The organism is Limnohabitans sp. MMS-10A-192 (genome assembly GCF_003063335.1).
In the GTDB taxonomy this organism is placed as follows: domain Bacteria; phylum Pseudomonadota; class Gammaproteobacteria; order Burkholderiales; family Burkholderiaceae_C; genus Limnohabitans_A.
The window spans coordinates 1-22,485 of sequence record NZ_NERX01000001.1; the positions used below are offsets into that span (position 1 = coordinate 1).

At 56.8% G+C, this 22,485-nt stretch carries 26 protein-coding genes; 18 read left to right on the forward strand and 8 right to left on the reverse strand.

What is annotated here, in order from left to right; all coding sequences use genetic code 11:
- Positions 1 to 121 precede the first annotated feature (121 nt).
- From B9Z43_RS00005 to B9Z43_RS00020, 4 genes are all read left to right on the forward strand, one after another.
- Positions 122 to 913: a hypothetical protein gene (locus B9Z43_RS00005; protein ID WP_108322139.1), complete on the forward strand. Its 792-nt coding sequence runs from the start codon at positions 122 to 124 to the stop codon at positions 911 to 913.
- A gap of 266 nt (positions 914 to 1,179) precedes the next feature.
- The gene (locus B9Z43_RS00010; protein WP_108322140.1) at positions 1,180 to 1,470 is read left to right on the forward strand and encodes a hypothetical protein; all 291 of its coding nucleotides are present in this window, start codon (positions 1,180 to 1,182) and stop codon (positions 1,468 to 1,470) included.
- Positions 1,467 to 1,823 (forward strand): DUF6876 family protein, encoded by a 357-nt coding sequence (locus B9Z43_RS00015; RefSeq protein WP_108322141.1) that lies wholly within the window; start codon positions 1,467 to 1,469, stop codon positions 1,821 to 1,823. The genes B9Z43_RS00010 and B9Z43_RS00015 overlap by 4 nt, the downstream gene beginning before the upstream one ends.
- A 185-nt stretch (positions 1,824 to 2,008) precedes the next feature.
- Positions 2,009 to 2,479 (forward strand): lipocalin-like domain-containing protein, encoded by a 471-nt coding sequence (locus B9Z43_RS00020; RefSeq protein WP_108322142.1) that lies wholly within the window; start codon positions 2,009 to 2,011, stop codon positions 2,477 to 2,479.
- Positions 2,480 to 2,502: 23 nt separating this feature from the next.
- Here B9Z43_RS00020 and B9Z43_RS00025 read toward each other — a convergent pair whose 3' ends face one another.
- The gene (locus tag B9Z43_RS00025; protein WP_108322143.1) at positions 2,503 to 3,216 is read right to left on the reverse strand and encodes an autoinducer binding domain-containing protein; all 714 of its coding nucleotides are present in this window, start codon (positions 3,214 to 3,216) and stop codon (positions 2,503 to 2,505) included.
- A 257-nt stretch (positions 3,217 to 3,473) separates the two neighbouring features.
- Here B9Z43_RS00025 and B9Z43_RS00030 point away from each other — a divergent pair, with 257 nt between their 5' ends.
- Both B9Z43_RS00030 and B9Z43_RS00035 read left to right on the forward strand, forming a co-directional pair.
- Complete coding sequence (locus B9Z43_RS00030) at positions 3,474 to 4,184, forward strand: hypothetical protein (protein WP_108322144.1); 711 nt, start codon at positions 3,474 to 3,476, stop codon at positions 4,182 to 4,184.
- A 211-nt stretch (positions 4,185 to 4,395) separates the two neighbouring features.
- Entirely contained in the window at positions 4,396 to 4,641 is a 246-nt protein-coding gene (locus B9Z43_RS00035; RefSeq protein ID WP_108322145.1) for a glycine zipper 2TM domain-containing protein, read from the forward strand.
- A gap of 247 nt (positions 4,642 to 4,888) precedes the next feature.
- Here the strand turns inward: B9Z43_RS00035 and B9Z43_RS00040 are convergent, their stop codons facing one another.
- Entirely contained in the window at positions 4,889 to 5,749 is an 861-nt protein-coding gene (locus B9Z43_RS00040; protein ID WP_158270036.1) for a hypothetical protein, read from the reverse strand.
- Between the two features lie 27 nt (positions 5,750 to 5,776).
- Between B9Z43_RS00040 and B9Z43_RS16965 the strand changes: the two genes are divergently transcribed.
- The 6 genes from B9Z43_RS16965 (at position 5,777) to B9Z43_RS00060 (ending at position 10,924) form a co-directional block, all read left to right on the forward strand.
- The gene (locus B9Z43_RS16965; RefSeq protein ID WP_146186065.1) at positions 5,777 to 6,076 is read left to right on the forward strand and encodes a hypothetical protein; all 300 of its coding nucleotides are present in this window, start codon (positions 5,777 to 5,779) and stop codon (positions 6,074 to 6,076) included.
- Between the two features lie 687 nt (positions 6,077 to 6,763).
- On the forward strand, positions 6,764 to 7,081 hold the full coding sequence (locus B9Z43_RS00045) for a hypothetical protein (RefSeq protein ID WP_108322147.1): 318 nt from the start codon (positions 6,764 to 6,766) through the stop codon (positions 7,079 to 7,081).
- A 125-nt stretch (positions 7,082 to 7,206) separates the two neighbouring features.
- Positions 7,207 to 7,428, forward strand: a complete 222-nt coding sequence (locus B9Z43_RS00050) for a TIGR02450 family Trp-rich protein (RefSeq protein WP_108322148.1) — start codon at positions 7,207 to 7,209, stop codon at positions 7,426 to 7,428.
- 588 nt (positions 7,429 to 8,016) lie between these two features.
- On the forward strand, positions 8,017 to 8,355 hold the full coding sequence (locus tag B9Z43_RS16970; protein WP_146183877.1) for a hypothetical protein: 339 nt from the start codon (positions 8,017 to 8,019) through the stop codon (positions 8,353 to 8,355).
- 74 nt (positions 8,356 to 8,429) lie between these two features.
- On the forward strand, positions 8,430 to 9,098 hold the full coding sequence (locus B9Z43_RS00055) for a response regulator transcription factor (protein WP_158270037.1): 669 nt from the start codon (positions 8,430 to 8,432) through the stop codon (positions 9,096 to 9,098).
- Between the two features lie 53 nt (positions 9,099 to 9,151).
- Complete coding sequence (locus B9Z43_RS00060; RefSeq protein WP_146183878.1) at positions 9,152 to 10,924, forward strand: hybrid sensor histidine kinase/response regulator; 1,773 nt, start codon at positions 9,152 to 9,154, stop codon at positions 10,922 to 10,924.
- Between the two features lie 16 nt (positions 10,925 to 10,940).
- Here the strand turns inward: B9Z43_RS00060 and B9Z43_RS00065 are convergent, their stop codons facing one another.
- Positions 10,941 to 11,852, reverse strand: coding sequence for an SDR family NAD(P)-dependent oxidoreductase (locus tag B9Z43_RS00065; protein ID WP_108322151.1), 912 nt, complete (start codon positions 11,850 to 11,852; stop codon positions 10,941 to 10,943).
- A 150-nt stretch (positions 11,853 to 12,002) separates the two neighbouring features.
- On the opposite strand from B9Z43_RS00065, the gene B9Z43_RS00070 reads away from it, so the two are divergent.
- Both B9Z43_RS00070 and B9Z43_RS00075 read left to right on the forward strand, forming a co-directional pair.
- Entirely contained in the window at positions 12,003 to 12,881 is an 879-nt protein-coding gene (locus B9Z43_RS00070) for an NUDIX hydrolase (protein WP_108322152.1), read from the forward strand.
- 64 nt (positions 12,882 to 12,945) lie between these two features.
- On the forward strand, positions 12,946 to 13,311 hold the full coding sequence (locus B9Z43_RS00075; protein WP_233249944.1) for an Hpt domain-containing protein: 366 nt from the start codon (positions 12,946 to 12,948) through the stop codon (positions 13,309 to 13,311).
- A gap of 49 nt (positions 13,312 to 13,360) precedes the next feature.
- On the opposite strand, the gene B9Z43_RS00080 is transcribed toward B9Z43_RS00075, so the two are convergent.
- Complete coding sequence (locus tag B9Z43_RS00080) at positions 13,361 to 14,338, reverse strand: tRNA-dihydrouridine synthase (RefSeq protein ID WP_108322153.1); 978 nt, start codon at positions 14,336 to 14,338, stop codon at positions 13,361 to 13,363.
- Positions 14,339 to 14,535: 197 nt separating this feature from the next.
- On the reverse strand, positions 14,536 to 15,054 hold the full coding sequence (locus B9Z43_RS00085; protein WP_108322154.1) for a GNAT family N-acetyltransferase: 519 nt from the start codon (positions 15,052 to 15,054) through the stop codon (positions 14,536 to 14,538).
- A 138-nt stretch (positions 15,055 to 15,192) separates the two neighbouring features.
- Here B9Z43_RS00085 and B9Z43_RS00090 point away from each other — a divergent pair, with 138 nt between their 5' ends.
- Positions 15,193 to 15,918 (forward strand): c-type cytochrome, encoded by a 726-nt coding sequence (locus tag B9Z43_RS00090; RefSeq protein WP_108322987.1) that lies wholly within the window; start codon positions 15,193 to 15,195, stop codon positions 15,916 to 15,918.
- Positions 15,915 to 17,240, forward strand: coding sequence for a cytochrome c (locus B9Z43_RS00095; RefSeq protein ID WP_108322155.1), 1,326 nt, complete (start codon positions 15,915 to 15,917; stop codon positions 17,238 to 17,240). Before B9Z43_RS00090 ends, B9Z43_RS00095 begins: the two co-directional genes overlap by 4 nt.
- Before the next feature lie 21 nt (positions 17,241 to 17,261).
- Here B9Z43_RS00095 and B9Z43_RS00100 read toward each other — a convergent pair whose 3' ends face one another.
- Positions 17,262 to 18,512 carry a tetratricopeptide repeat protein gene (locus B9Z43_RS00100; protein WP_108322156.1) on the reverse strand — a complete coding sequence of 417 codons (1,251 nt, stop codon included), beginning with the start codon at positions 18,510 to 18,512 and terminating at the stop codon, positions 17,262 to 17,264.
- A gap of 253 nt (positions 18,513 to 18,765) precedes the next feature.
- Here B9Z43_RS00100 and bktB point away from each other — a divergent pair, with 253 nt between their 5' ends.
- Positions 18,766 to 19,950 carry a beta-ketothiolase BktB gene (bktB, locus tag B9Z43_RS00105; protein WP_108322157.1) on the forward strand — a complete coding sequence of 395 codons (1,185 nt, stop codon included), beginning with the start codon at positions 18,766 to 18,768 and terminating at the stop codon, positions 19,948 to 19,950.
- A 106-nt stretch (positions 19,951 to 20,056) separates the two neighbouring features.
- Here the strand turns inward: bktB and B9Z43_RS00110 are convergent, their stop codons facing one another.
- Positions 20,057 to 20,824 carry a 2OG-Fe dioxygenase family protein gene (locus B9Z43_RS00110; protein WP_108322158.1) on the reverse strand — a complete coding sequence of 256 codons (768 nt, stop codon included), beginning with the start codon at positions 20,822 to 20,824 and terminating at the stop codon, positions 20,057 to 20,059.
- Positions 20,825 to 21,001: 177 nt separating this feature from the next.
- Between B9Z43_RS00110 and B9Z43_RS00115 the strand changes: the two genes are divergently transcribed.
- The gene (locus tag B9Z43_RS00115; protein ID WP_108418212.1) at positions 21,002 to 21,442 is read left to right on the forward strand and encodes a hemerythrin domain-containing protein; all 441 of its coding nucleotides are present in this window, start codon (positions 21,002 to 21,004) and stop codon (positions 21,440 to 21,442) included.
- A gap of 14 nt (positions 21,443 to 21,456) precedes the next feature.
- Here the strand turns inward: B9Z43_RS00115 and B9Z43_RS00120 are convergent, their stop codons facing one another.
- Positions 21,457 to 22,476: a methionine synthase gene (locus tag B9Z43_RS00120; protein WP_108322160.1), complete on the reverse strand. Its 1,020-nt coding sequence runs from the start codon at positions 22,474 to 22,476 to the stop codon at positions 21,457 to 21,459.
- Between the last annotated feature and the right edge of the window lie 9 nt (positions 22,477 to 22,485).

Here is a 22,485-nt window from a genome sequence, read left to right on the forward strand (position 1 = left end):
ATTACATCGAGGGTTTCTACAATCGAGTGCGACGCCACAAGCATCTCGATCAACTCAGCCCCCATGAGTTCGAGCGCCAGCGTCAAACTGCGCTATGAAAAGTGTCTACTGATTTGGGGGAATGCCAAACTTCTACTGCCAAGGCCATACCAAATGGATCAATGTGATCCATGGTCTGGATATCAAGGCTATCGAAGACTGGTGGAATGCGGTGAAGGGCTACAAGTTCAAAGGGTGGGCTTTGGCCGGTGGTGCTGGAACTCGTGGGGGACTGTATCAATTGTTGTACACGACATTGATGATGCGTGATGAAGGGGCATTTGCACCTGACTGCGAAGTCCTGCACTTGCTCGGTGTTTCTGGCTTGAAATGGAGCGTTGTCTTGTCAGCTATCCAGCAACAGCTGAGCACAAAGAACCGTAACTTGCGTGTCACATTCGACAGCAGCAGCCCGTTTCAACATGCCGCCAAATATGACAGTGCATGCGTGCCACCATTGCTGGGTGTTGATGAATCGAACTGGACAATCGCGGCGGACAAATCTGTTCAAGATTTCCGTTACGTGAACGGTGGACATCCGTTCAAGTACAAGGAGTCTCCAATTGGCAAGCGCATGAGCATGGGGCACCTGAACGTCCGTGGTACTCACAATTCTGACCGTCATTTTGACGAGATCAGCCGTCATTTGCTGGTCAATCACAATGTTTGGGTGTACCTGGACGCCATCCAATCTGCAAATGAAGCTGTCATCTCTGACGCTAAGAATGAGTTGGCACCAGCGAGCTTGCTCGAGATCCTGGATATTGTGAAAGACGCATTTCATGAGCAGGATTGGAAGGCATTCTTGCTCCGTCATAAGAAAGCTTTGGATAAGTTCGCAAAAAGTGAATATGTTGCAAGCATTTCCAAATAACTAGCAACTTGCTACCAAGACCGTCTGCACAGCTTTGGCTGTCGGACGGTTTTAGCTTTTATCCACCAGCTTTTTACAGTGCGTAACCTTTCAATCCAGCCCTACAACCAAGCCAATATTTCTTCTGTGCTTGAGGCTATCCGAGACCGTTCATCACCGGCTGTAGGGCTTGTTTTCGGTATCCCGCCAAGGTATCGGGCTATCGGTTGCCCAGATGGCCATTCTGAAAACACACTGTGTCCATACGCAACAGAAAGGACACAGCAATGGACACGAACACACAGGCCGAAATACCGGCAATCGAAGCGAACTATGCTCGTGAAAAAGCACAGGAACGCCTGCAAGCAGCGATCAACCAGCTGCAACGCTCAATGTATGACATGGAGTGCTATGCGGAAAAGTTGACTGCAGCCGAGAACGACCGTGATCGTGCACAAGCCATGAACTGGGCGATCAACCATTTGGTCTGCAACATACAGCCGAACTTGAGAATTGACCTGCTGGCACAAAGCCAATCTGAACTGGCCGTTATGGCTGCAAAGGGAGCGGCGGAATGAGCAACTTTGATCCTGCCGCACTTGCCCAATTTACGGGCACCGAACGCTACTACCGCATTGCGCCAAAGTTCCTGATTACGGATGGCGTGAAATACCTCGCCGAAAACGTTGGCTGCTACTGGCTGCTGGATGCTGCGATCAGTCACCTTGTACAGCTGGGCACGGCAGATTGGTTTGTTCTGGTCAGGCTTGTGGTGCAGTCTGACGCTGCTGTGCTGACACTTGAGGATGGGAATGGCCGCGTGCATCGCAAGCAGGCCATCCCATACACCGATTTCCCTGCACCCCAACAGGTCTTATATGCCTGCTGGGATGGAGAGCATTGGGTGCTGATGCTGACTGGGGAGTATTGATTGCCCAATCTAATCGTGCCAAACTGCAAAATATCTTGCTCAAATCCAGCTGACGCCCACACCACACTGGACGGCGACACTCATATACAAACTTCGAATCTACTATTTTTGGTAATTTTCATTCAATGTCGAAGCGATTAAATTCAAAGACATCTTCAATTTCATAAATTTATGGCAGTCGCAAAATGTTGAAAAAAATCATTAAAGATGAGATGGAATATTTAATGGTGTCACAGCTCGTGGGGATTTGGAATTTGAGGTCATTTGTGGCTCGTGATAAAGATGGACAAGAGCTCAAGCCTTGGGGTGAGAGTCCACTGGGCAAGCTTTTTTACGATCAAAGCGGCCAAATGGCTGTGGTTATGTCTCAACCGAATAGGCCTAGATTTCGATCACCACGCCCCTTCGAAGGATCGTCCGAGGAAGTTAAAGCGGCATTCGAGAACCTCGAGGCGTATGCTGGACGATTTGAGATCGATTCAAGTTCGGGGGTTATTACTCATCATGTCGAGGTGTGCCGAATGCCGAATTGGGAAGGTCATCCACAGGTACGTAGATACGAAATTGATGGAGATTGGCTTGTCTTGCACACACCTTTGATAGAGGTCGAAGGCACGCAATGGACGTTTTCGTTTAGTTGGACTCGTGACAGATGAGCATCTCCAAATTAGGCCGTTTATCAGCCTAGCAAACCAAGCACCATGGCTTTGACTACGGCCGAGGTCTTGTTCGCGGCCTGAAGCTTATTAACGGCATTCTTGATATGGAATTCCACCGTGTGCTTGGTGACGTGCAGAATATCGGCAATCTCTTGAGCAGATTTGCCATCGGCTGTCCAGCGCAAGATTTCGGATTCGCGTGCGGACAACTGAACCGGCTTCAAGTTGTTCAAACGACCAACTTGTCTTTGCGCCATGGACTCGTGCGTCACGCTGACCAACCAACGTAGCTGGGTTTCCTTGTGAGTAAGTTCATTCACAGTGATGGGTTCGCTAGATCTGGACAAAGTAAGCAAGCCACCAATGCCCGTAGGTGTGAATGCAGACTGGCACCATCCATGGCTGATGTTGTGGCCAATCGCATCGGCCCAGAATTCTCGGTATCCTTTTTGGTCCCGAGCAGACCAAGCAATGGGGCTCATGGAAAACTGGCCATGGCGAACTGTGGGATCAATAGCTAGATACTCAGCTTTCGCGTATTGTTGGCGCCATGCATCCGGATAATTGTTGACCATGAACACCTTGGGGCTACTAACCGGTATGGGCATTTGCAGTCCGTAAGCACAGTAGTCAAACCCTAGATCCTGCGAAAGTAGTGCCACCCGGTTAAAGATCTCTTGCTCAGAGCCTTCCGAGAGCGCTAATGAATAAAGGTCATCCTGCCATTTAGCCATGTGCTATCTCCTGATCAATCCTACACTCAGCAACTGCGATGCATCGCATGGGGAGCGTCACGATTTTGGCAGATTGGAATCAAAGACAACTACCAAAAATAGTAGCTCCCTACATCTAAATCTGAATCGGCCCTGTGCACTGCATGCATGCATGCCGTAATACTCCTGTAAATGGGAGTGGCGGTTTGTTGGGCAATGGCTACGATGTCTAGTCAGCTACATCGCAGCAAGTCACCATTGAACCCGCCAAAATAAAAATGCAAGAACACAAACTTCCAACTCATGGGAAAAAATTGACGTCAATTGCGCTCCACGCATCGCTGCTCTTAGCATTGACCGCAGTTTTCCTTGCGACCTCTAGCCAGGCGCAGGCGCCCGAAGCAAGCATCAGCGACTTGGCAACGCAAGGGCATTCAGTCACTGTGGCAACTCCCGTCTATAGCCAAATCGTCATGTTCTCCTACCCACCTGGCTTCAAACCAGCATTTGCCAAGAATACTGGTTCGAGCTACATGCAGGAATATGTTCTTGAAGGAGAAACAGTCGAAAAGTGGACTCAGATGGTGACGTTGAGTGGCGCAAAAGGCCTGTCGACCAATCAAGCGCTCACGCCACAGCGTTTCGTTGAGTTCGTTGCCTCAGGATTTCAGCGCACCTGTCCATCCAGCTTTGCGGCGCGCTCTTTCGGAACCTTAAAAATTAGCGGACACGAAGCTTTTGTCGCTTTGGTCGGTTGTGGCACCGTACCCACTGAACCTGCCCGCAGTGAAATTGCAATGGTACTTGCGGTAAAGGGCTCAAATGATTACTACACCATTCAGTGGGCCGAGCGTGCAACCCCGTCGCCATTACCTATCCTCGATGGAGAAAAATGGATTGAAAGGTTGAAGGTATTGAGTCCCATCAAGGCATGTGACCGAGTGCCCAATGAGCAGGCTCCATATCCATCGTGCATCAATCAGAAGTGATGTGCGGGTTGACACTTCACAGCTAGAAGGTGGAATACGTTTAGGACATAGCGTGCATTACCCGTTACGGCGTGTTCCTGGCTGATGCGATGGCGAACACACCCGCCCACTGCTGATCAACTGCGCTAGCTAGCGCTGTCGTCACGCTTTGAAACAGACAGCGCAATTCTTCATTGATACAGTGCCCACCTGCTATCAATAGGAAAACACCATGAACAAGAACAACATCCAGCGCCTGACTCTCTTGGCTGCAATCGTCACTTCAATCGGCCTTACTGGCTGCGCAGGGATGACACACCGTCAGCAAAATACAGCTGCCGGTGCAGCCGTTGGTGGCATTGCTGGGTCTGTGCTTACGGGGGGAAGTGCGCTTGGAACAATTGGTGGTGCGGCCATCGGCGGATACATCGGCAACAGTGGGCAAGCCGATTACGGCGGCAGACGCAATCGCCGCTAATCGACCCAAAGTATGTTTTTAAACTGTTGCATGCAGCACTCAAATCAGCCCTACAGTGCGAGATCGCACCACCTCGCTGGTACTGGGTGCTGGCAGGCCTGAAAGCAGCTTGTAGGGCTTGCAAAGTCTCATTTTGAGAGTTCCAACCCCACCCGTCCTTTCTTTAAGCAAGCACCCCAAGCGTCAAGGCAATCGACACATGGATTGACGCTTAAAACGACATCCACAATCTTCATTCCCCAATCCATCAAGTCCGCTTGCCCTGCAGCAAGTCAATGTTCATCTCGGCAGTCAAGTTGCTAGCGTAGAAGCGTTCAATCATCTCCACCGAAGTGCGAGCATTACGTGCCAAGGTCAGCAGGTCAATCTTGCCGCCATACAACAGCCGGAATGTCATGGCCGTGTGCCGCAAGCTGTAGATCGTGCGGGTTTGACCATTGGCCGCATTGGCCTCAATGCCCGCCAAGCTTTGCAAATACATAAACTGCCAGCCGTAGGCCACCAACAACCACTTCCTGTCCTGCAACTCTGGCAGAAACACATAGTCATCGGGTTTGCCATAACCATCTGCCTTTTGCTTGGCTAACAAACGTTCATAAACAAACACCGCTGGCTGCAGCGTCACTATGGGTTTGTCGTGCTTCTTGGTCTCGGGCAAGTTCAATCTCAAGTAGATGTGCTTACCGCGAACGATGCTCACATGCTTGTGCTTGAGGAACTTGATGTCACCGGGCCTCATGAAGCCATTGACCATGAAGCGGATAAGCCAATGCAAGTCCGCATTGATGTGACCATGACGGTCCAATATCTCACGGCTGCTGCGGTATTTCTTGGAGAACACTTGGGGCACAGGTTCGCCAATCCGCTGCCGAGCCAAACGCACAAGGTCACGGTATTCAGCCAATGTAAAACTGCCACGCGGCTTGTCGGAGACCTTGATCACAGGGAACTTGGGCAAGTTCTGGATGATGTTGTTGCCGTGTGCGTGTGCAAAGACCTTGCGTATGGCCACCATGTGCTGATGGACTGTTGTTGCAGTCAAGTCCCGATTGCTCATCATCTCCATAAAGGCCGACAACTCCTTGTAGCCAATTTGGTCCATGCTCATGTCACCAAAGTAAGGCAGGATGCTGTTGTGCATCCGTTGCAAAAAGATGGGGATATTGGCCGCAGCAAACTCGCCTCGTTTAACCCTTGCTTGCAAACCCTGCAAGACAGCTGGCAGAAGGTCGGCAAACTTGGGGCTCTTGTCATCACGAACCTCAAGCCGATCCGCATACAACTCTGCCGTTTTGATATGGAAGAACTGTTTGGCCTGACTGATGGCCGCTGCCTTGTTCGTGGTCTTCAAGCTTTGTGTGTAGGTCCTTCCCTTAAGAAAACATCGCACTTGCCAATACCTACTGGCCATGGTCAAGAAGATGCGAAGCTTTGAGGGGTAGTTGGCAATAGGTGTGATGGACGCAAGAATGGGCAGTGTGCGGTGTCGTGGCGGGAGATACTGGGTGTCGTTTGCTGCTGCGTGCTGTGCCAAATCCTGCATAGCCACAAGCGTAGTTTCGGCCGCGCGGTCAGGGCAACCAGCATTTGCGATTTGTAGCTAACCTGGCGGCACAGCGTGGGGCACGCTGCCCCACAGGCTCGAAAACGGTCCAGCACACTGCCGTGATCAAGCCACTGCCCAGCGTCAAAAGTCTTTACGCTTGTGCCACGGCCCAAGCCATTCGCCGCCCATAAAAAGTAGCACACCGAAAGGTTAGCTACAAATGCGAAAACACAATGGCAGGCGAATGGCACAGGGACTGGAACACTTGAACTGACTAGGCTGGAACGCCCTGCACTCCACAATGGCAAGATCGAACACGATTTCACAACACTTTGATGAAGCTACTACGGACGGTGTCAGGCACCCTTCGGCACGTTATAAACACCTGTTTTTTAATACTTTGATACGCTTAAAACTGGAGCAGTTACTACGCGATGGCGGTGATTGAGTTGGCGGAGGCGGTGGCGCGTGAGGTCAAGAACACGCCTTGACCATTCCAAGAATACCGATTGAAAGTCGGCATACAGTCAGGGAATGAATCTCACTTTGCCCTCTTTTCAATATCGGACTGGCTTCATGGCGGGCTTTTTTGTCCTGGTCATGTCGGGCCAAACTGCCCTTGGGGCCAGCTTGTTTGGTGACCATTCTTGCCAGTCATGGCAGGGCCTTGGTTACGCTGAAAAGCGTGCATGGACGAATGCCTTTTTGGCACCGCTGAGTTTGACGCTGAAAGGTCTTCATAAAAGCAAAGAGGACAAATACAACGACGATCCCAAGGCCCATGAACCCGCCATCATCGACGTGAATGCGCATTGCTTGAAGCATCCGGACTCGGGTGCTGCCGATGGTGCGGGCCGCTATCTGAAAAAGCTGTTTGACATGCCGCCAACTTGACGTTCAGGCCACACAACTGACTTTGCGCTTCTCCATCACCTGGCATTATTTCAAGCGCATTGAACGGAACGGCAACTGCATTGACCGAGGTTCTCGAAATGCATACCCCAATACACTCGACAGCCATGAACCCTCTCAATCCCAAAAAACTTTTACTGAGCAAATGGACCGCCGTCCAGCCCATCGCCAAGCAAAAGCACTTCTTGGTCAGCCGGGTGATTCAACCCGATCAGCCCACGGATCCGATTGAGCGGGTAGAAATCGAAGCGGTGTTTTCCAAGGCGGTGCAGGTAATTGGTTGGCGTGAATTGCAAGACGACAGTGTCTGGCGGCAGGGTTGGATCTGATCTGCACCATCGGCATATAGCCAAAGACAGGCTTTTGCCATGATGGCAGCCCTTTCTTGGTTCAGGCGGGCAACCATGAGCAAATTGTCTAGTCGAACATTGGCGGGCATGAGGAGTTCCTGCCCTTCAAAACGATCAAGCCAGGGACCCCAACAAGTTTGATCAAGACCGACAAACCCATTCCGATTTCATATGAATTATTTGGCAAAAAGATCAGTTTGAAGGACTGATCTCGATCAGCTGAGGGTGACCAGTTTGCTCATCATGAAGGACGGTTTGGAGCGAAGGCACATCGACTAGCGATCAGTACAAAAAGATGCACCAAGTCATGGAAGAAGCTGGCGACATGGGTGGGATTTTTTCAATCACCTGGTGGCTTCCGTCGATTCTGAATGGAGGTAACCGTTCCTTGATTGCGTCATCTTAGGACGCCCACAAATGACACGGTCATGCTCGAATGTATTTGCAGTTGAAGGCCAAATGGACACCGAACTACAGATCTAAAACTTTGGACATAGATCTATTTTCGTATTCACAAAAATCCCTCAATTCGTAACACTGCGCTGCACCGGATTCAACACAAGCGTCATGAAAACCAACTCGTTCAGCCGTGCATTCACCATCGGCATAGCCTTTATTTCAGCAGCAAGCCTTTCGATTTTTTTATCAACCTCCCTTTCTCCGGTGTCAGCCCAAAAAGTTCCTGTACTCGGTGAGGACGAAAACGAGTTCGTTTTCTCCGGGAATTGCCATAACGGGGAGTCCTACCGAATGTTTTATTACAGCAAAGTCGTTGATGGCCAAACGTACCCGTTCTACGACTACGAAGGACCAGCAGGCAAAGGTACCGTCAGCACACGGGCCACGCCACGGACCATGTTCGTCCGTGTTTGCACGAAACTGGCCGAGATCATCAATGACCATTGACAGCCAGGCGGATGGTGGCAGTTTGGCGCTTTGAACCTAAGTTTTATTGCGATGGGCTGGGGTGGAGTTGTAAGATGATCAGCAACATGGACGTCCAGCCTTTCCAATCCCTGCTGATCATCGACGATCATCCGATTTACAGAGAAGCACTGGTTGAACGCTTGACGCAGGAGTTCCAGGCCCAAGAAATTGAAGTGCTTGGCGCCAGCAGCGCTGCCGAGGGGCTCGAGATCCTGGACCATGGCCATAAACAGTGGATCATCTTGCTGGACATCTTGATGCCGGGGCTCAGTGGTGTGGCCTCGATCAAAGTCTTTAAAACCAAGCACAACGTTGCCCATGTGATTGCGGTCTCCGGCCTCGATGAGAACGCTTGGGAGCCCCGGGCAGTAGCCGCTGGCGCAACGCTTTTCCTGTCCAAAAACAACACCTCTGACCGCATCATCGGCAAAATCAAATCTTTGCTCGATGCAAGCCCAAGCTTGAAAGTCTTGCCCAAAGAAGTCGAGCCTCAAGCGTACCGGTTGACCCAACGCCAATTGGAAGTCCTGCAGCTCATTGCCCTGGGCCACCCTAACAAAGTGATTGCGGACTATTTGGACATCAAGGAACAGACCATCAAGATCCACATCAATCAGATCTTCAAAGAGTTGCGCGTCTTCAATCGGACGCAAGCGGTCTTGAAGGCGCAAAAAAGCAATTTACTGACAACGCCCATTCCTTCGATTCCTGAATCCATTTGAGCTTGGAGAGGCTGGGCCATGGAGCGGTGAATCCCACACGCGTGATCACCAGCATGTCTTTCTTCGAAGAACAGTCAGCATCGTCCGAGCCGATGGATTTGCGCCAAGTCCAGCAAGTGGCGCTTGAAAAAATCCGCTACATGCATGGGTTCGCCAAAACATCGACCCCTGCCACCGTCATTGCCCCCTTGCTTTGCATTCCCTTGTTCGACAGCGTTGATCTGGGAAATAACTTCCACATCTGGCTAGGACTGATGGCTGTGGCCGTACTGATCAGAATTTTCCTGGTTCGCTCCATCCGACTCGATGATGACGCACACAAAAATTTCGTTAAATTGAACTGGGCCGTGGGCATCGTGACCTCGGTTTGGGGCTTGGGTTGGCTGATGCTGGTCCCGGGCATGGACCCCGTCAATTACCTGATTTACCAAGTCATCTCATTGACCGTGCTGTTTGTGGGCATGGTGGGCTACTGCGTGCATTGGCAAACGTTTTTCAGTTTCGCACTGCCCCTGAAGATCACGGAACTGCTGTTCATCATCGTTCACAGTCAATTCATCATTTGGCCCATCGCGATCGGCTCATTGGTCAACTTTTACCTCGCCCTCAAGATGGGATTTTTCTTTTCCAAGTCTTGGGAAAAGTCGATTGCGCTGCGATTCAAAAACGAGAAGTTGTTCGACCAATTGGTGCAAGAAAAGAATGTCTCTGTGGCCGCGAACATCGCCAAATCAGAATTCATCGCCACCGCCAGCCACGACCTTCGCCAGCCGATGCAAGCCATCAACATCTTCATTGAACTGCTCAACTTGAACAACCTCAAGGAGGTCGAAAAGTCGATTTTCCTGAAAATGCGCTCCAGCATCACGGTGCTCAACAAAATGTTCAACACCCTGCTGGACATCAGCAAACTCGACTCCAAACTGGACACGGCTTATGCCACCTTTGAATTGGACGCCATGCTGGATGACTTGATTCCAGCCTTTCAGCAGCTGGCTGTCGAGAAGAAGTTGGACCTGCGGTTCAACCATGAGCACTTTCAGGTTTATGGCGACGCCAACCTCCTGAGCCAAGTGCTGATCAACCTGCTGTCCAACGCCATTCAGTACACCACCAGAGGCGGCATCACGGTCAATTTCAGCGATGAACAGGGCAAGCTGGTTTTGACCGTGGCAGACACGGGCTGCGGCATTCCCGAAGAGGATTTGCCATTCATCTACAAGGAGTTTTTCCGATCACAACGCTCTCGTCCACAACACGACGGTCTGGGCTTGGGCCTGTCGATTGTCAGCCGCATCCTGCACAGAACCGGTGGCACGGTATCGGTTCAAACCGAGAAAGACAAAGGGACGGTTTTCAGTGTCCACACCAATTTCGAGATCACGGGATTGATTGACAGTGCCACACCACCCGCGGCTGCCCCACTCGCATTGCCACAGGCCTCGTCCATGGACTCGACCGAAACCATGCACCTGGGCATTCTCGAAAATGACAGTGCTCTGATGTATGCCTACATCGAGTTTTTCGTCGGTCAAGGGTATGTGGTGCATCCCATCCCGCACGATGAGGCTGAATTCACGAGTGCCCTGATGACCATCCCAAAGCTGGACTTCATCCTTTCCGATTACCGACTGGGCGACAAGGACGGCATCTATTTCATCGAACAACTGAGGGAAGAATTCAACCAATCCATTCCCGCTTGCATCGTGACGGCCGACACAGCACCTCAACACCTGACCTTGTTCAAACAACTGGACATCGAGGTGCTTTACAAGCCGATGGACATCGCCAGCATTGCCAAGTTCGTGGCCAGCCGCATCGGCTGACTTTTGACGAAAAGCGTTAACCGCCGTGCGCAACCATCGCCTTGCCCACTTCCAGCGTGCCTTGCGCAGAACCCGACAGCGGGACGGTCTCTCCTTGACGATCGGTCACCTGGGCCAAGGCGGCAGCCAGGCGCTCGGGCGTGTCAGGGGTCAGGCCCAGGTGCACGCCCTGGGTCAGGGTGATGTGGGCCACTTCAAAGCTGCCGGCACCGGCGCAGATGATGGTGCGGTTGGGCGCTTGCTCGCTGGCCATGACCAGCATGGCGGGCACCACGGCCTGTGGCTCCAGGGCTTTGAGCACCGCCTCGGGCATCAGGCCTTCGGTCATGCGCGTGGCAGCGGTAGGGGCCAAGCAGTTGACGCGGATGTTGTTCTTCTCTCCTTCGATCGACAAGGTCTGCATCAGACCGGCCAAAGCCATCTTGGCCGCGCCATAGTTGGCCTGGCCAAAATTGCCGTACAGGCCGCTGGACGAGGTGGTCATCACGATGCGTCCATAGTTTTGCGCCTGCATGATGGGCCAAACGGCCTTGGAACAATGCACGGCACCCATCAAGTGCACATCGACCACCAGACGGAAATCGGCCAAATCCATCTTGGCAAAGCTCTTGTCGCGCAAGATGCCGGCGTTGTTGACCAAAATGTCGACCCGGCCCCAGGTGTCCATGGCCTGCTGGACCATGGCCTGCACGGCTTCAAAATCGGTCACCGATGCGCCATTGACGATGGCTTCGCCACCAGCGGCGCGGATTTCATCCACCACGGCCTGCGCAGCGGACACCGAGCCGCCCACACCATGCACATCGCCGCCCAGATCGTTCACGACCACTTTGGCCCCACGGGCGGCGAGCGCCAGCGCGTGTTGCTTGCCCAGCCCGCCGCCTGCGCCTGTGACGATGGCCACACGGCCTTTGAAATCGATGCTCATGAAAATTTTCCTTGTGAAATGCTGGGGTTCAATCGGTGACAGGTCTGCTCGCAGCCATCTGCTAATCTGAAGCCATGAATACACACCTGTTTGCAGTCCACTGTAAAACAGCCCGAGCTCTGCCTCTGTTACCCGCTTGACACCTGCCCCATGGAACTGAACACCGAAATCATCACGACGCCCCCCGCTGACGCGGCCACCGTGGTCTTGTTGCGCGACACAGCCGACGGTCTGCAGGTTTTGCTGCTCAGGCGCCACCAGGCCTCCAATGTGCTGGGCGGGGCCTATGTTTTTCCGGGTGGCAAGCTCGACGCGGCCGATCAGCACCCCGAGGTCTTGTCCCGTTTGAGCCAGAGCAGCGACCACCTGCATGAGCGGTTGGCAGAACCCGAATTGCCGCCAACACAAGCGGCGGGGCTGTTTGTGGCGGCCATGCGCGAAGCCTTTGAAGAATGCCGCGTTTTGCTCGGGCAAGCCGAAAACGGCAGCGCCGACCTGAGCGCCCTGCAAGCGAGCCTCAGCGCCGGCCAAAGCTGGACGCAAGCTTTGCAGGCCCACGCCTTGACACTGCAAACCGAAGCCCTGGTGCCCTGGACACGTTGGATCACGCCCAAACAGGCCTCGGTGACCAACAAGCGCTTTGACACCCGTTTTTTCATCACCCAGGTCCCTGCCGACCAAACCGCTCGCCACGACGAACACGAAACCACCGAAACCCTGTGGATCGGCCCACGCGAAGCCCTGCTGCGTTATTGGGACCGCGAGATCGAGCTGGCCCCACCGCAAATCATGAGCCTGGTTCACCTGTCACGCCACGCCAATGCCCAAAGCGTGCTAACCGAAGCGAAAAGCCGCAAACCGCCTGTGGTGCAGCCCGAGCCGTTTGACCAGGACGGCATCCGGACCATCTGCTACCCCGGCGATCCACGGCACTCAGTTGCCTTGCCGGCCTTCCCCGGCCCCAGCCGTTTGATGTTCAAAGACAAACGTTTTGAGCCCGAATCCGGACTGGCCGCTTTGCTTGACTAGAATACGGACATCAAACGTTTCTTTTTGTAACGTCCATTTCAGCTTTTAATTGCATCAACCCTGTATGAGCCAGTCTGCTGTCCCCACTTACCTGTCCGTCGAAAGGGCCATGGAGTTCATTGGGGACACCAATGGGGTGCTGACCCTGCTCAAGACTTTGCAGCAGACCCTGAGCAGCGATTTGCCCCTGATCGTGGATTTGCTGAACAAGGACGATGTGCTGGGTGCCAACCGCGTGTTGCACCAGCTCAAAGGCTTCACACCCGTGTTTTGTGTGGACAGTCTGGTCGAGCGCGTGGTTGCGGTGGAGCATTTGAGCAAGCACGGCGAACCCGCCGAGGTGCGCAACGCTTATGGTCAACTGGCCCCGCAGCTGGAGCAGCTGCGCACCGAAGTGGCTCAGCACTTGGCCTTGAACCCCATCGCCTGAATCTCCGGGCAAGCCTCTAGGCTCTAGGGCTTTGCGACCTCAGCTCGCATCAAACGGCTGGCGCCATCACATCCTGACGAGCCAGCCACTGCGCCATCAGCGCAGGATCGTGGATCAAACGCAATTCATCAAACGCTTGCTGTGCCTCGGGGTAGACCTTGCGCAGGTAATTGAGCCACTGCTTGAGGCGCCCTGAGCGGTGTCGGGGTGCCACCCGCTGGCTGACCCCCACCCAAAACAACTGCATCAACCCGGCAATCACCGCCCAAGGCACAGATCGGTTATCAGCTTCATCGGTCTGGCCCGCATCGTGGCGGGCAATGGCCAGCGCCAGCCCTGGGTCAGACACCATGCCGCGCCCGATCATCAAGCGATCGCAACCGGTCACTTCGCGACATCGCAAAGCATCGGCCACGGTCCAGATTTCGCCATTGGCCACCATGGGCAAACGCACGTGCTGGCGCAAGTCGGCAATCCGGTCCCAGTACGCTGGCGGGCGGTAGCCATGGGCCTTGGTGCGGGCGTGCACCACCAGATCGCTGGCACCGGCCGCCTCAATGGCTTGAGCGCAGTCTTCGGCACGGCTGTCGTCGTTGTAGCCCAAACGCATCTTGGCAGAGACCGGGATGTGCGCGGGCACGGCCTTTCGCACGGCCGCCACGATTTGGCCCACCAATTCAGGCTCGTCCAGCAAGACCGCCCCACCCCGGTGCTGGTTCACGGTTTTGGCGGGGCAGCCAAAGTTCAGGTCAATGCCATGCGGCTCCAGCTCGGCCAAAGCCGCTGCGTTGTCAGCCAAGCAGATGGGGTCAGAACCCAGCAGCTGCACCCGCACCGGCACGCCCGCCACCGTACGGCTGTTGTTGAGCAATTCGGGCGCCACGCGGATGAAGGCCCTGCGCGGCAAGACCGAGTTGGTCACCCGGATGAACTCGGTCACGCACAAATCCACCCCGCCCACCCGCGTGAGCACGTCACGCAGCGTGTGGTCGAGCAAGCCCTCCATGGGCGCCAAAAGGATTTTCATGAGCGTTGACGAATGGTGTCAGTGGTCAGTGTCTGGCCTTGGGGATGGATCCCGGGTCAAGCCCGGGATGACATATTGACGCGGGATGACCTGCTGACGTGGGATGACCTGCTGACGTGGAATGACTTGCCTGCCCGAACGGCGCAGCATTTTTGTCACCCCGGGCGAAGACCCGGGGTCCATTGGGGCAGGCCCCATCAGCCCAGTTTGCGCTTGAGGCGGACTTCTTCCACTTTCACACCGCCCAGGGGCACGGTGCGCGCAGTGTTCATCTCACGCTTGAAGCCTGCCAATTCGTGAAAACGCAGGGTCTGCTCGTGCAACAAAGGCAACCACACGGTCACGTCGGTGCAGTCTTCGTCCTGCAGGCCTTCGCGGGCCGCATCCCACAGGGCCAGGCCAACGCCTTGGCCGATGCGCTCGGGGGCGGCATAGATGGCCCAGATCTCGCCGGTGGTGTTTTTCGATTTCGGATCGCGCGAGCGGTCAAAGCCCACAAAGCCCACGATCTCTTTGCCGTCCACCGCAACGATCACCTGAGGTTCGCCGTATTCGATGGCCTCTTTCCAGTACGTCACGCGCTTGGCCATGGGCGTCGCTGCCCAATGTTCGTCGGGCACCTGACCGGCGTAGGCCATGCGGCAAGCGTTCAGGTGCAAAGCGGCCACAGCGGCGGCGTCATGTTGGGAGGCGAATCGGACTTGGATATCGGACATGTTCTTGGCATTCGAAAGGGTCGCAAAGCGCTTGGCGTGGCCGGCACAACCGAGCGGAAAACCCGATATTGTCGCCGCATCGGTTATCTTCAGTGGATGAGACTGTTTTTTTCACGCTTGAAAAAGCCGACATGCCTGATGGCCTGGCCACTGGCGGCCTGGCTGAGCCTCGTGGCCGCCACAACCATGGCCCAAACGCCCGCCCGATTTGCCGACAACATGGCCGAGCGCACCCGCGCCTGCATGGCCTGCCATGGTGACCAAGGACGGGCCGGACCCGATGGCTATTACCCGCGCCTGGCGGGCAAACCTGCCGGCTATCTGCACAACCAATTGCGCAACTTCGCCCAAGGCCGCCGCCACTACGAACTGATGGCCCGCCTGATCGATCCGCTGACGGACGAGTACCTGGGCGAAATGGCCCGTTATTTCTCATCTCTGGAGCTGCCCTACCCCGCCCCCAGCGCCAGCAATGCGATCACCCCCGAGCGCCTGGCCAAAGGCCAGCAACTCGTGACCCAAGGCGATGCCAGCCGGGGCCTGCCCGCCTGCACCCAGTGCCACGGCGCGCGCCTGACCGGTGTGCAAGCCCATGTGCCCGGCCTGCTGGGCCTGCCCCTGGATTACCTGAACGCCCAGCTCGGCGCCTGGCAAACCGGCCAACGCAAAGCCTTGGCCCCCGATTGCATGGCCGAAGTGGTCAAACGCATCCCGGCCGAAGACCTGATCGCGGTCTCCAGCTGGCTGGCTCGCCAGCCCTTGCCGACCGACACCCACCCTGCGGCGCAAGCCCCCCAAGGCAAGCCATTGCCCCAAGCCTTGCGCTGCGGCAGCGCCCCTGAACTGCACGGGGGCAAACCATGAAGCCGTCTCGCACAAGACGCATCGCTTGGGGCCTGATCGGCACCCTGCTGGCCTTGGTGGTTTATGTCGTCGTTGACAACTGGGGCAGCTCTTGGTTTGGGCGCGCCAGTGCGCCCCAAACGAACATCGTCAGCAAGGAAGGTCGCGCTGCACAGATTGAACGCGGTCAATACCTGGCCCGGGTGGGCAACTGCATCGCCTGCCACAGCGCCAAAGGGTCCACGCCCATGGCCGGTGGGCGGCGCATCGACACGCCATTTGGCAGCGTCTTCAGCAGCAACCTCACGCCGGACCTCACAACCGGCATCGGCCAATGGAACAGCGATGATTTTTGGCAAGCCCTGCACCATGGCCGCTCCAAAGGTGGTCGCCTGCTGATACCGGCCTTTCCCTACAACCACACCAGCGTGATCACCCGCGAAGACAGCGATGCATTGCTGGCCTGGTTGCACAGCCTGCCCCCTGTTCAACAAGCCCCCACGCCCCATGCGCTGATGTGGCCGATGGGCACGCAGCCCGCCCTCGCGGTGTGGCGCAGCTTGTTTTTCAAACCCACACCCTTTGTGGCGGACAGTCGGCAAAGCGCCGATTGGAACCGGGGCGCCTACCTGGTCCAGGGTCTGGGTCACTGCGCGGCCTGCCACAGCCCGCGCAATGCCTTGGGCGCCAGTGGCCCGGTCAATGACCTGTCGGGCGGGCTCATGCCCGTCGTCAACTGGTACGCGCCTGACCTGACGAGCGACCGGGAGACCGGCCTGGCCAGCACGCCCTTGGCCGAAATCGTGCGCCTGCTCCAAACCGGCAGCTCGGCACAGGCCCAAACCAGCGGCCCCATGGCCGAAGTGGTGCAACACGGCACGCAATACATGAACTCCGCCGATTTGCAGGCCATGGCGGTGTACCTGCAATCTCGGGCGCAAAAGGCCAAGGGCACCGACACACCTGCGGCACGCGCCCCAGTGAACCTGCGTGTGGCCGAAATGGGTCTGAAGACCTACGAACGCCACTGCGCCCAATGCCACGGCGAACAAGGCCAGGGCGTGCGCGCATCGAGCGGTGAAATCGCTTACCCGGCCCTCGCAGGCAACCGAGCCGTGCAATTGCGCGACCCGACCAACCTGGTGCAGTTGGTGCTGTATGGCGGGTACTCACCGGCCACAGCAGGTCACCCTCGGCCCTTTGGCATGCCGCCCTTTGTGCTGGAGCTGGACGACCGCGACATCGCAGCGGTGCTGACGCACCTGCGCACCCAATGGGGCAACCAAGGCAAGGAAGTTACCCCCTTGCAGGTCAACCGGATACGGGCTTCACAGGACCACTGAGGCACTTCAAGCGCCCAGTACCTAAGCGCCCAGCACCTGCACCCGCCAGACGCCGTCCTTGATGAGCTTGGCATAAGGGCCCGGCACATCGGCACGCCACTGGCCCTGGCGCACAGCTGTGTCGTACTGGCAAATCGTTTGGCCTTGCAAATCCTCGATCTTCCAGCTGACCCGCTGCCCCTCGGGCAAAGCGCTGTCAGCGCCGATGCTGCTGGACGACAGGTTGCAGCCCACATGAAAGTCCAGCCCCAAGTCTTGCGCTTCGTGAGGCGGAAAATCCTGCCCGTCCATGAAGCCGAACACCGGATCGTGTGACAGCAGGCTTTGCTTGACGGTGGGCCAGATGTGCAGGCGCAGGAAATGCTGGTCCACCACCCGAGCGCCCAGGTACTGGCCTTGCGCGATGTACTGCACCATCTGCTGGCGCACATTTTTGAAAATGCCGCCACAGCCGCCCCACATGCCGGCCAGCAAGAGCTCGGTGTGCGAGAAATAGTCGCGCATCAAGTGGAAGCATTTGCCGCTTTGCAACCAAGCCTCGATGGCGGCCACCTCACGCCTTGAGATCAACGAGTCGGCGTCCCGGATCAGGAAACGGTCCACGCCCGCGTCTTCCAGCACCAAAAATCGCCACATCAGACCGCTGAGCTCTTGCCGGTCCTGCGGGCTGACTTCGTGCACCTGCGCGCCCAGCGCCAGCAAGCCAGCGCGCACCTGTTCGGGCACGCTGTCGTCCACATAGAAGCGGCAAGTCCACTGCGGCAGCAACTGCTGCGCCACCATGACATTGAGCTTGGCCGTCTCCCCATAGCGGGGGTTGTCGCCAAACAGGCTGAAAGCGATCACCTGGCGTTGTGGATCGCGTGCAACTTCGGGCAGGCTCGAGGGCAAAGGCATCGGCACTTGCGCCAAGGTTTGCTGGTCCTTCAGATGCAGGCTGTGGGCGCCATGCTGTCGCACTTCGGCCATGCGCCCCATGTGCCCACAGACCTCGGTCAAGCCATCCCACAAGTTCACATCTTTAGGGCCCAGAGCACAGGCTTTCAGGTAGAGGGCATGGGCTTTGTCGTATTCGCGCAGGCGCAGATGGCACAGTGCGGCATCTCCCAAAATCTGTGGGTGCTGTGGCATCAAGGCCCGCGCCTGAGCATTGACCGCCAAAGCGGCAGCATGCTCTGACTGCGCCATGAGCTGCACAAAGCGCTGTCCCAACGCGCTCAGGTTTTGGTTCAATTGGGCAATGTCTTTGGCAGAACGGCGAGGTGCGGGCATGGGATGGTCAAAATGGGTTCGTGTCACAGGTCAGGCTGGGCCATTTCCAGCGACAAAGAACGCCAAGCATACCCAAACCAGCACTTTGGAATTCAAATATGCCAAAAGTCATCCCCGGCGTACCCTCGGCATGGCTTGTGTCAACCACGTTACGTCGCCATTCACCGTTGTCAGGACAATGTAGCGATTAGGCTGGACACTGGTGGCGTTGTTATTGCACTGGTTTTTTATTTTTCAATTCTGGAGACATCCCATGAGCCGTGAAGTTGTTGTTGTCAGCGGTGTGCGCACCGCCATTGGTACCTATGGCGGCAGCCTGAAGGACATCGCCCCCACCGAGCTGGCCGCGCAAGTCGTGCGCGAAGCCCTGTCCCGCGCAGGCACCGATGGCCAAGACGTCGGTCATGTGGTGTTCGGCCATGTGGTCAACACCGAACCCAAAGACATGTATTTGTCGCGCGTGGCGGCCATCAACGGCGGCTGCGCCGAAGGCACGCCCGCTTTCAACGTGAACCGCCTGTGCGGCTCGGGCCTGCAGGCCATCGTCAGCGCCAGCCAGTCCATCTTGCTGGGTGACTGCGACATCGCCATTGGCGGCGGCGCTGAAAACATGAGCCGTGGCCCCTACGCCAGCCTGAGCGCCCGCTGGGGTGCCCGCATGGGTGACACCAAAATGGTCGACATGGTCGTGGGTGCGCTGCACGACCCCTTCCACACCATCCACATGGGCGTGACCGCTGAAAACGTGGCCGCCAAATACGGCATCACCCGCGAGATGCAAGACGCGCTGGCCGTGGAAAGCCACAACCGCGCCGAACGCGCCACCGCAGCGGGTTACTTCAAAGATCAGATCATGCCGGTCATGCTGAAAAGCAAAAAAGGCGAAGTGGCCTACGCCACCGACGAGCACTTCCGCCCGGGCTGCAAGCTCGAAGACATGGCCAAGCTCAAGCCCGTGTTCGTGAAAGAAAACGGCACCGTGACGGCTGGCAACGCCTCGGGCATCAACGACGCCGCTGCCGCCGTGGTGCTGATGGAAGCCGGTGCCGCCAAGGCCCGTGGCGCCAAGCCCATGGCCCGTCTGGTGGGTTATGCCCACACCGGTCTGGATCCCAAGATCATGGGTGTGGGCCCCATCTCGGCCACGCACGCCGTGCTCAAGAAAACCGGCCTGACCGTCAACGACCTGGACGTGATCGAAGCCAACGAAGCCTTTGCTGCGCAAGCTTGCGCCGTGACCCGCGAACTGGGCCTGGACCCCGCCAAGGTCAACCCCAACGGCTCGGGCATTTCGTTGGGCCACCCCATCGGCGCCACGGGCGCTCTGATCACCGTGAAGGCTTTGTATGAGCTGCAGCGCGTGAACGGCCGCTATGCGCTGGTGACCATGTGCATCGGCGGCGGTCAGGGCATTGCGGCGATTTTCGAGCGCATGTGATAAGAATACCCGCCTGCGCGGGTATGGCCTTTAACCCCGGGTCTTCGCCCGGGGTCACAGGCACATTCGTCACCCCGGACTTGATCCGGGGTCCATGCCCGAACATTCAACGGGCATTCAAAGCGGCAAGAGGAGTCGGCTCATCCAGAAAGCTGTCCGACCGCAAGGTGATCACCAACGTGTCGCGCCAGCCACCCTCCGCTTCGGGCTGAATGGGCGTGGTTTCATGGATGACGCGGGTGTCGTCCAGCAGCAAAAGCGACCAGGGCTCGCTCAAGGTGAAACGCTGGCCCCGTGGACTGTCCATGTCGAACACACGGGTCTCACCACCCTTGATGCCGTGACGTCCAATCAAAAACACCGCCACCCAGTTGACGCCATCGCGGTGCGCGCCCTCGGGCGTGGGGCGACCAATGCCGTCGGTGGTGTCGATGCGAAATTGGTGCGCTTCGGTGAACCAGGTTTGATCACCCTGCGCCGCCGAGGCCACGCTTGCCAACCAGCGCAGCAAGGCAGACCATGCCGCTTGTTGCACCACCTCGGCAGCCATGGGCTCGAACCAGCGTTGCATGCCGCCGTGCAAGGCGTTGTAGGACACGGGCTGCCAATGCGCACGGTGCGGCGTGGCCTTCAGTTCTTTGGCAGTGACTTCAAAACTGGCATGCCGGCGGCGGCGGTAGCGTCCGCCGTCTTTGAGGTACTGATCGGGCGGCAAGTCGTTCCAGCTGGGCTGCAGTGCCTGCAAGGCCTGAACAGACACCCCGGCCAAAGCGCACACACTGTCGGCGCTCAAGACCGCAAAGCCTTGAGAAGACAAGGCGGCATTGAGATGGTCAGGCTCAGTCAGCGGTGGCGGCAGGGTGTTTTGAGGCATGAAAACGTCCGGGCAATCAGGCAAAGACTGCAAGCATAACGCCCCCAAGAACCTTGATCACGAGCAAGGCCGAATGAAGGGACTTTCAAGGACAGTGCTGATGTGGATCAAGAACTGTAGGGCCGTCCAAATTTAAGCTCTCCGCAGGTGGTCGCATCCGGCTGCACAGGAGAAAACATGACCCGACTGCAATGGAGCGATGCCTTGTCGCTGGACATGCCCGCCATCGATGACGGTCATCGCCGCTTTGTGGAACTGCTGGACTTGGCCCATGAAGCCCGCGACACCTCTTTGGTCGATCGCTGGCGCGATCTGTGCACGCACACGGCCCGTATTTTTGAGCGCGAAGACCGGTGGATGCACGCCACGCTTTTTTCATCGGACGCCATTCACAGCACGCAGCACAAAGTGGTGCTGCAAGTCATGCGCGAAGGATTGGCGGTCGGTGAGTCGGGCGATTTGGCCACGATCCGCAAAATGGCCGGCGAACTGGGTCAATGGTTCGCCAACCATGCGCAATCGATGGATGCCGCGCTGGCCCTGCACCTGCGCAAAACCGGTTACGACCCCGCCACCGGCGTGCTCAGCATGCCCGACGACATCGCCCTGGCGGCGTAAGGTCGGGCATCCCCTCAGGCGTAGCGCTGGCTGGCCAGCTTGGCGCCTTCGGCCAGCGCCTTGAGCTTGGCCTCGGCCACAGCGCGGCTCATCGGGGCCAGGCCGCAGTTGGTGCAGGCGATCAGGCGGTTTTTGGGCACGAACTGCAAGGCGCGGCCAATCGTGTCGGCAATTTCTTCGGCCGTCTCGATGACCGGGTTGGCCACGTCGATCACGCCGACCATCACGTCTTTGCCTTCGAGCAGTTTCATCATCTCCATCGGCACATGCGAGTGCATGCACTCCAGGCTCACTTGCTGAATGCTGCTCTTGGCCAAGGCCGGAAACACCTTTTCGTACTGACGCCATTCGTGGCCCAGCGTCTCTTTCCACTTGTTGTTGGCTTCGATGCCGTAGCCGTAGCAAATGTGCACGGCGGTGGTGCAAGTCAAGCCGCGCGCGGCCACCTCCAGCGCCTTCACACCCCAGTCGGCCGCGTCGTCCATGTAGACGTTGAAAGCGGGCTCGTCGAACTGGATGATGTCCACACCATCGGCTTGCAGCGCCAGCGCTTCCTGATTCAACAACTCGGCAAAAGCCATGGCCATCTTGACCTTGTCGCCATAAAAACGGTCGGCCACGGTGTCCACGATGGTCATGGGGCCGGGCAAGGTGAATTTGAGTTTCTTCTTGGTGTGGGCACGTGCCAACTGGGCTTCGAAGGCGTGCACACGGCCCTTGAGGCGCAGGGGCGCGATGACTTGCGGCACCTGCGCGTCGTAGCGGTTGTTGCGGATGCCCATGGTGACTTTGTTCACGAAGTCGATGCCCTCGACCTGCTCGACAAAGCCGTGCACAAAGTGCTGGCGGGCTTGTTCGCCGTCACCAATCACGTCCAGGCCCGCATCTTCCTGAGCCTTGATCCACAGCAGCGTGGCGTCTGCCTTGGCTTGCTGCAGCTCGGGGCCCTGGGTGGTCCACTTGGGCCAGAGTTTTTCGGTTTCGGCCAGCCAGGCAGGTTTGGGCAGGCTGCCAGCGATCGCGGTGGTGAACATGTCAAAAGT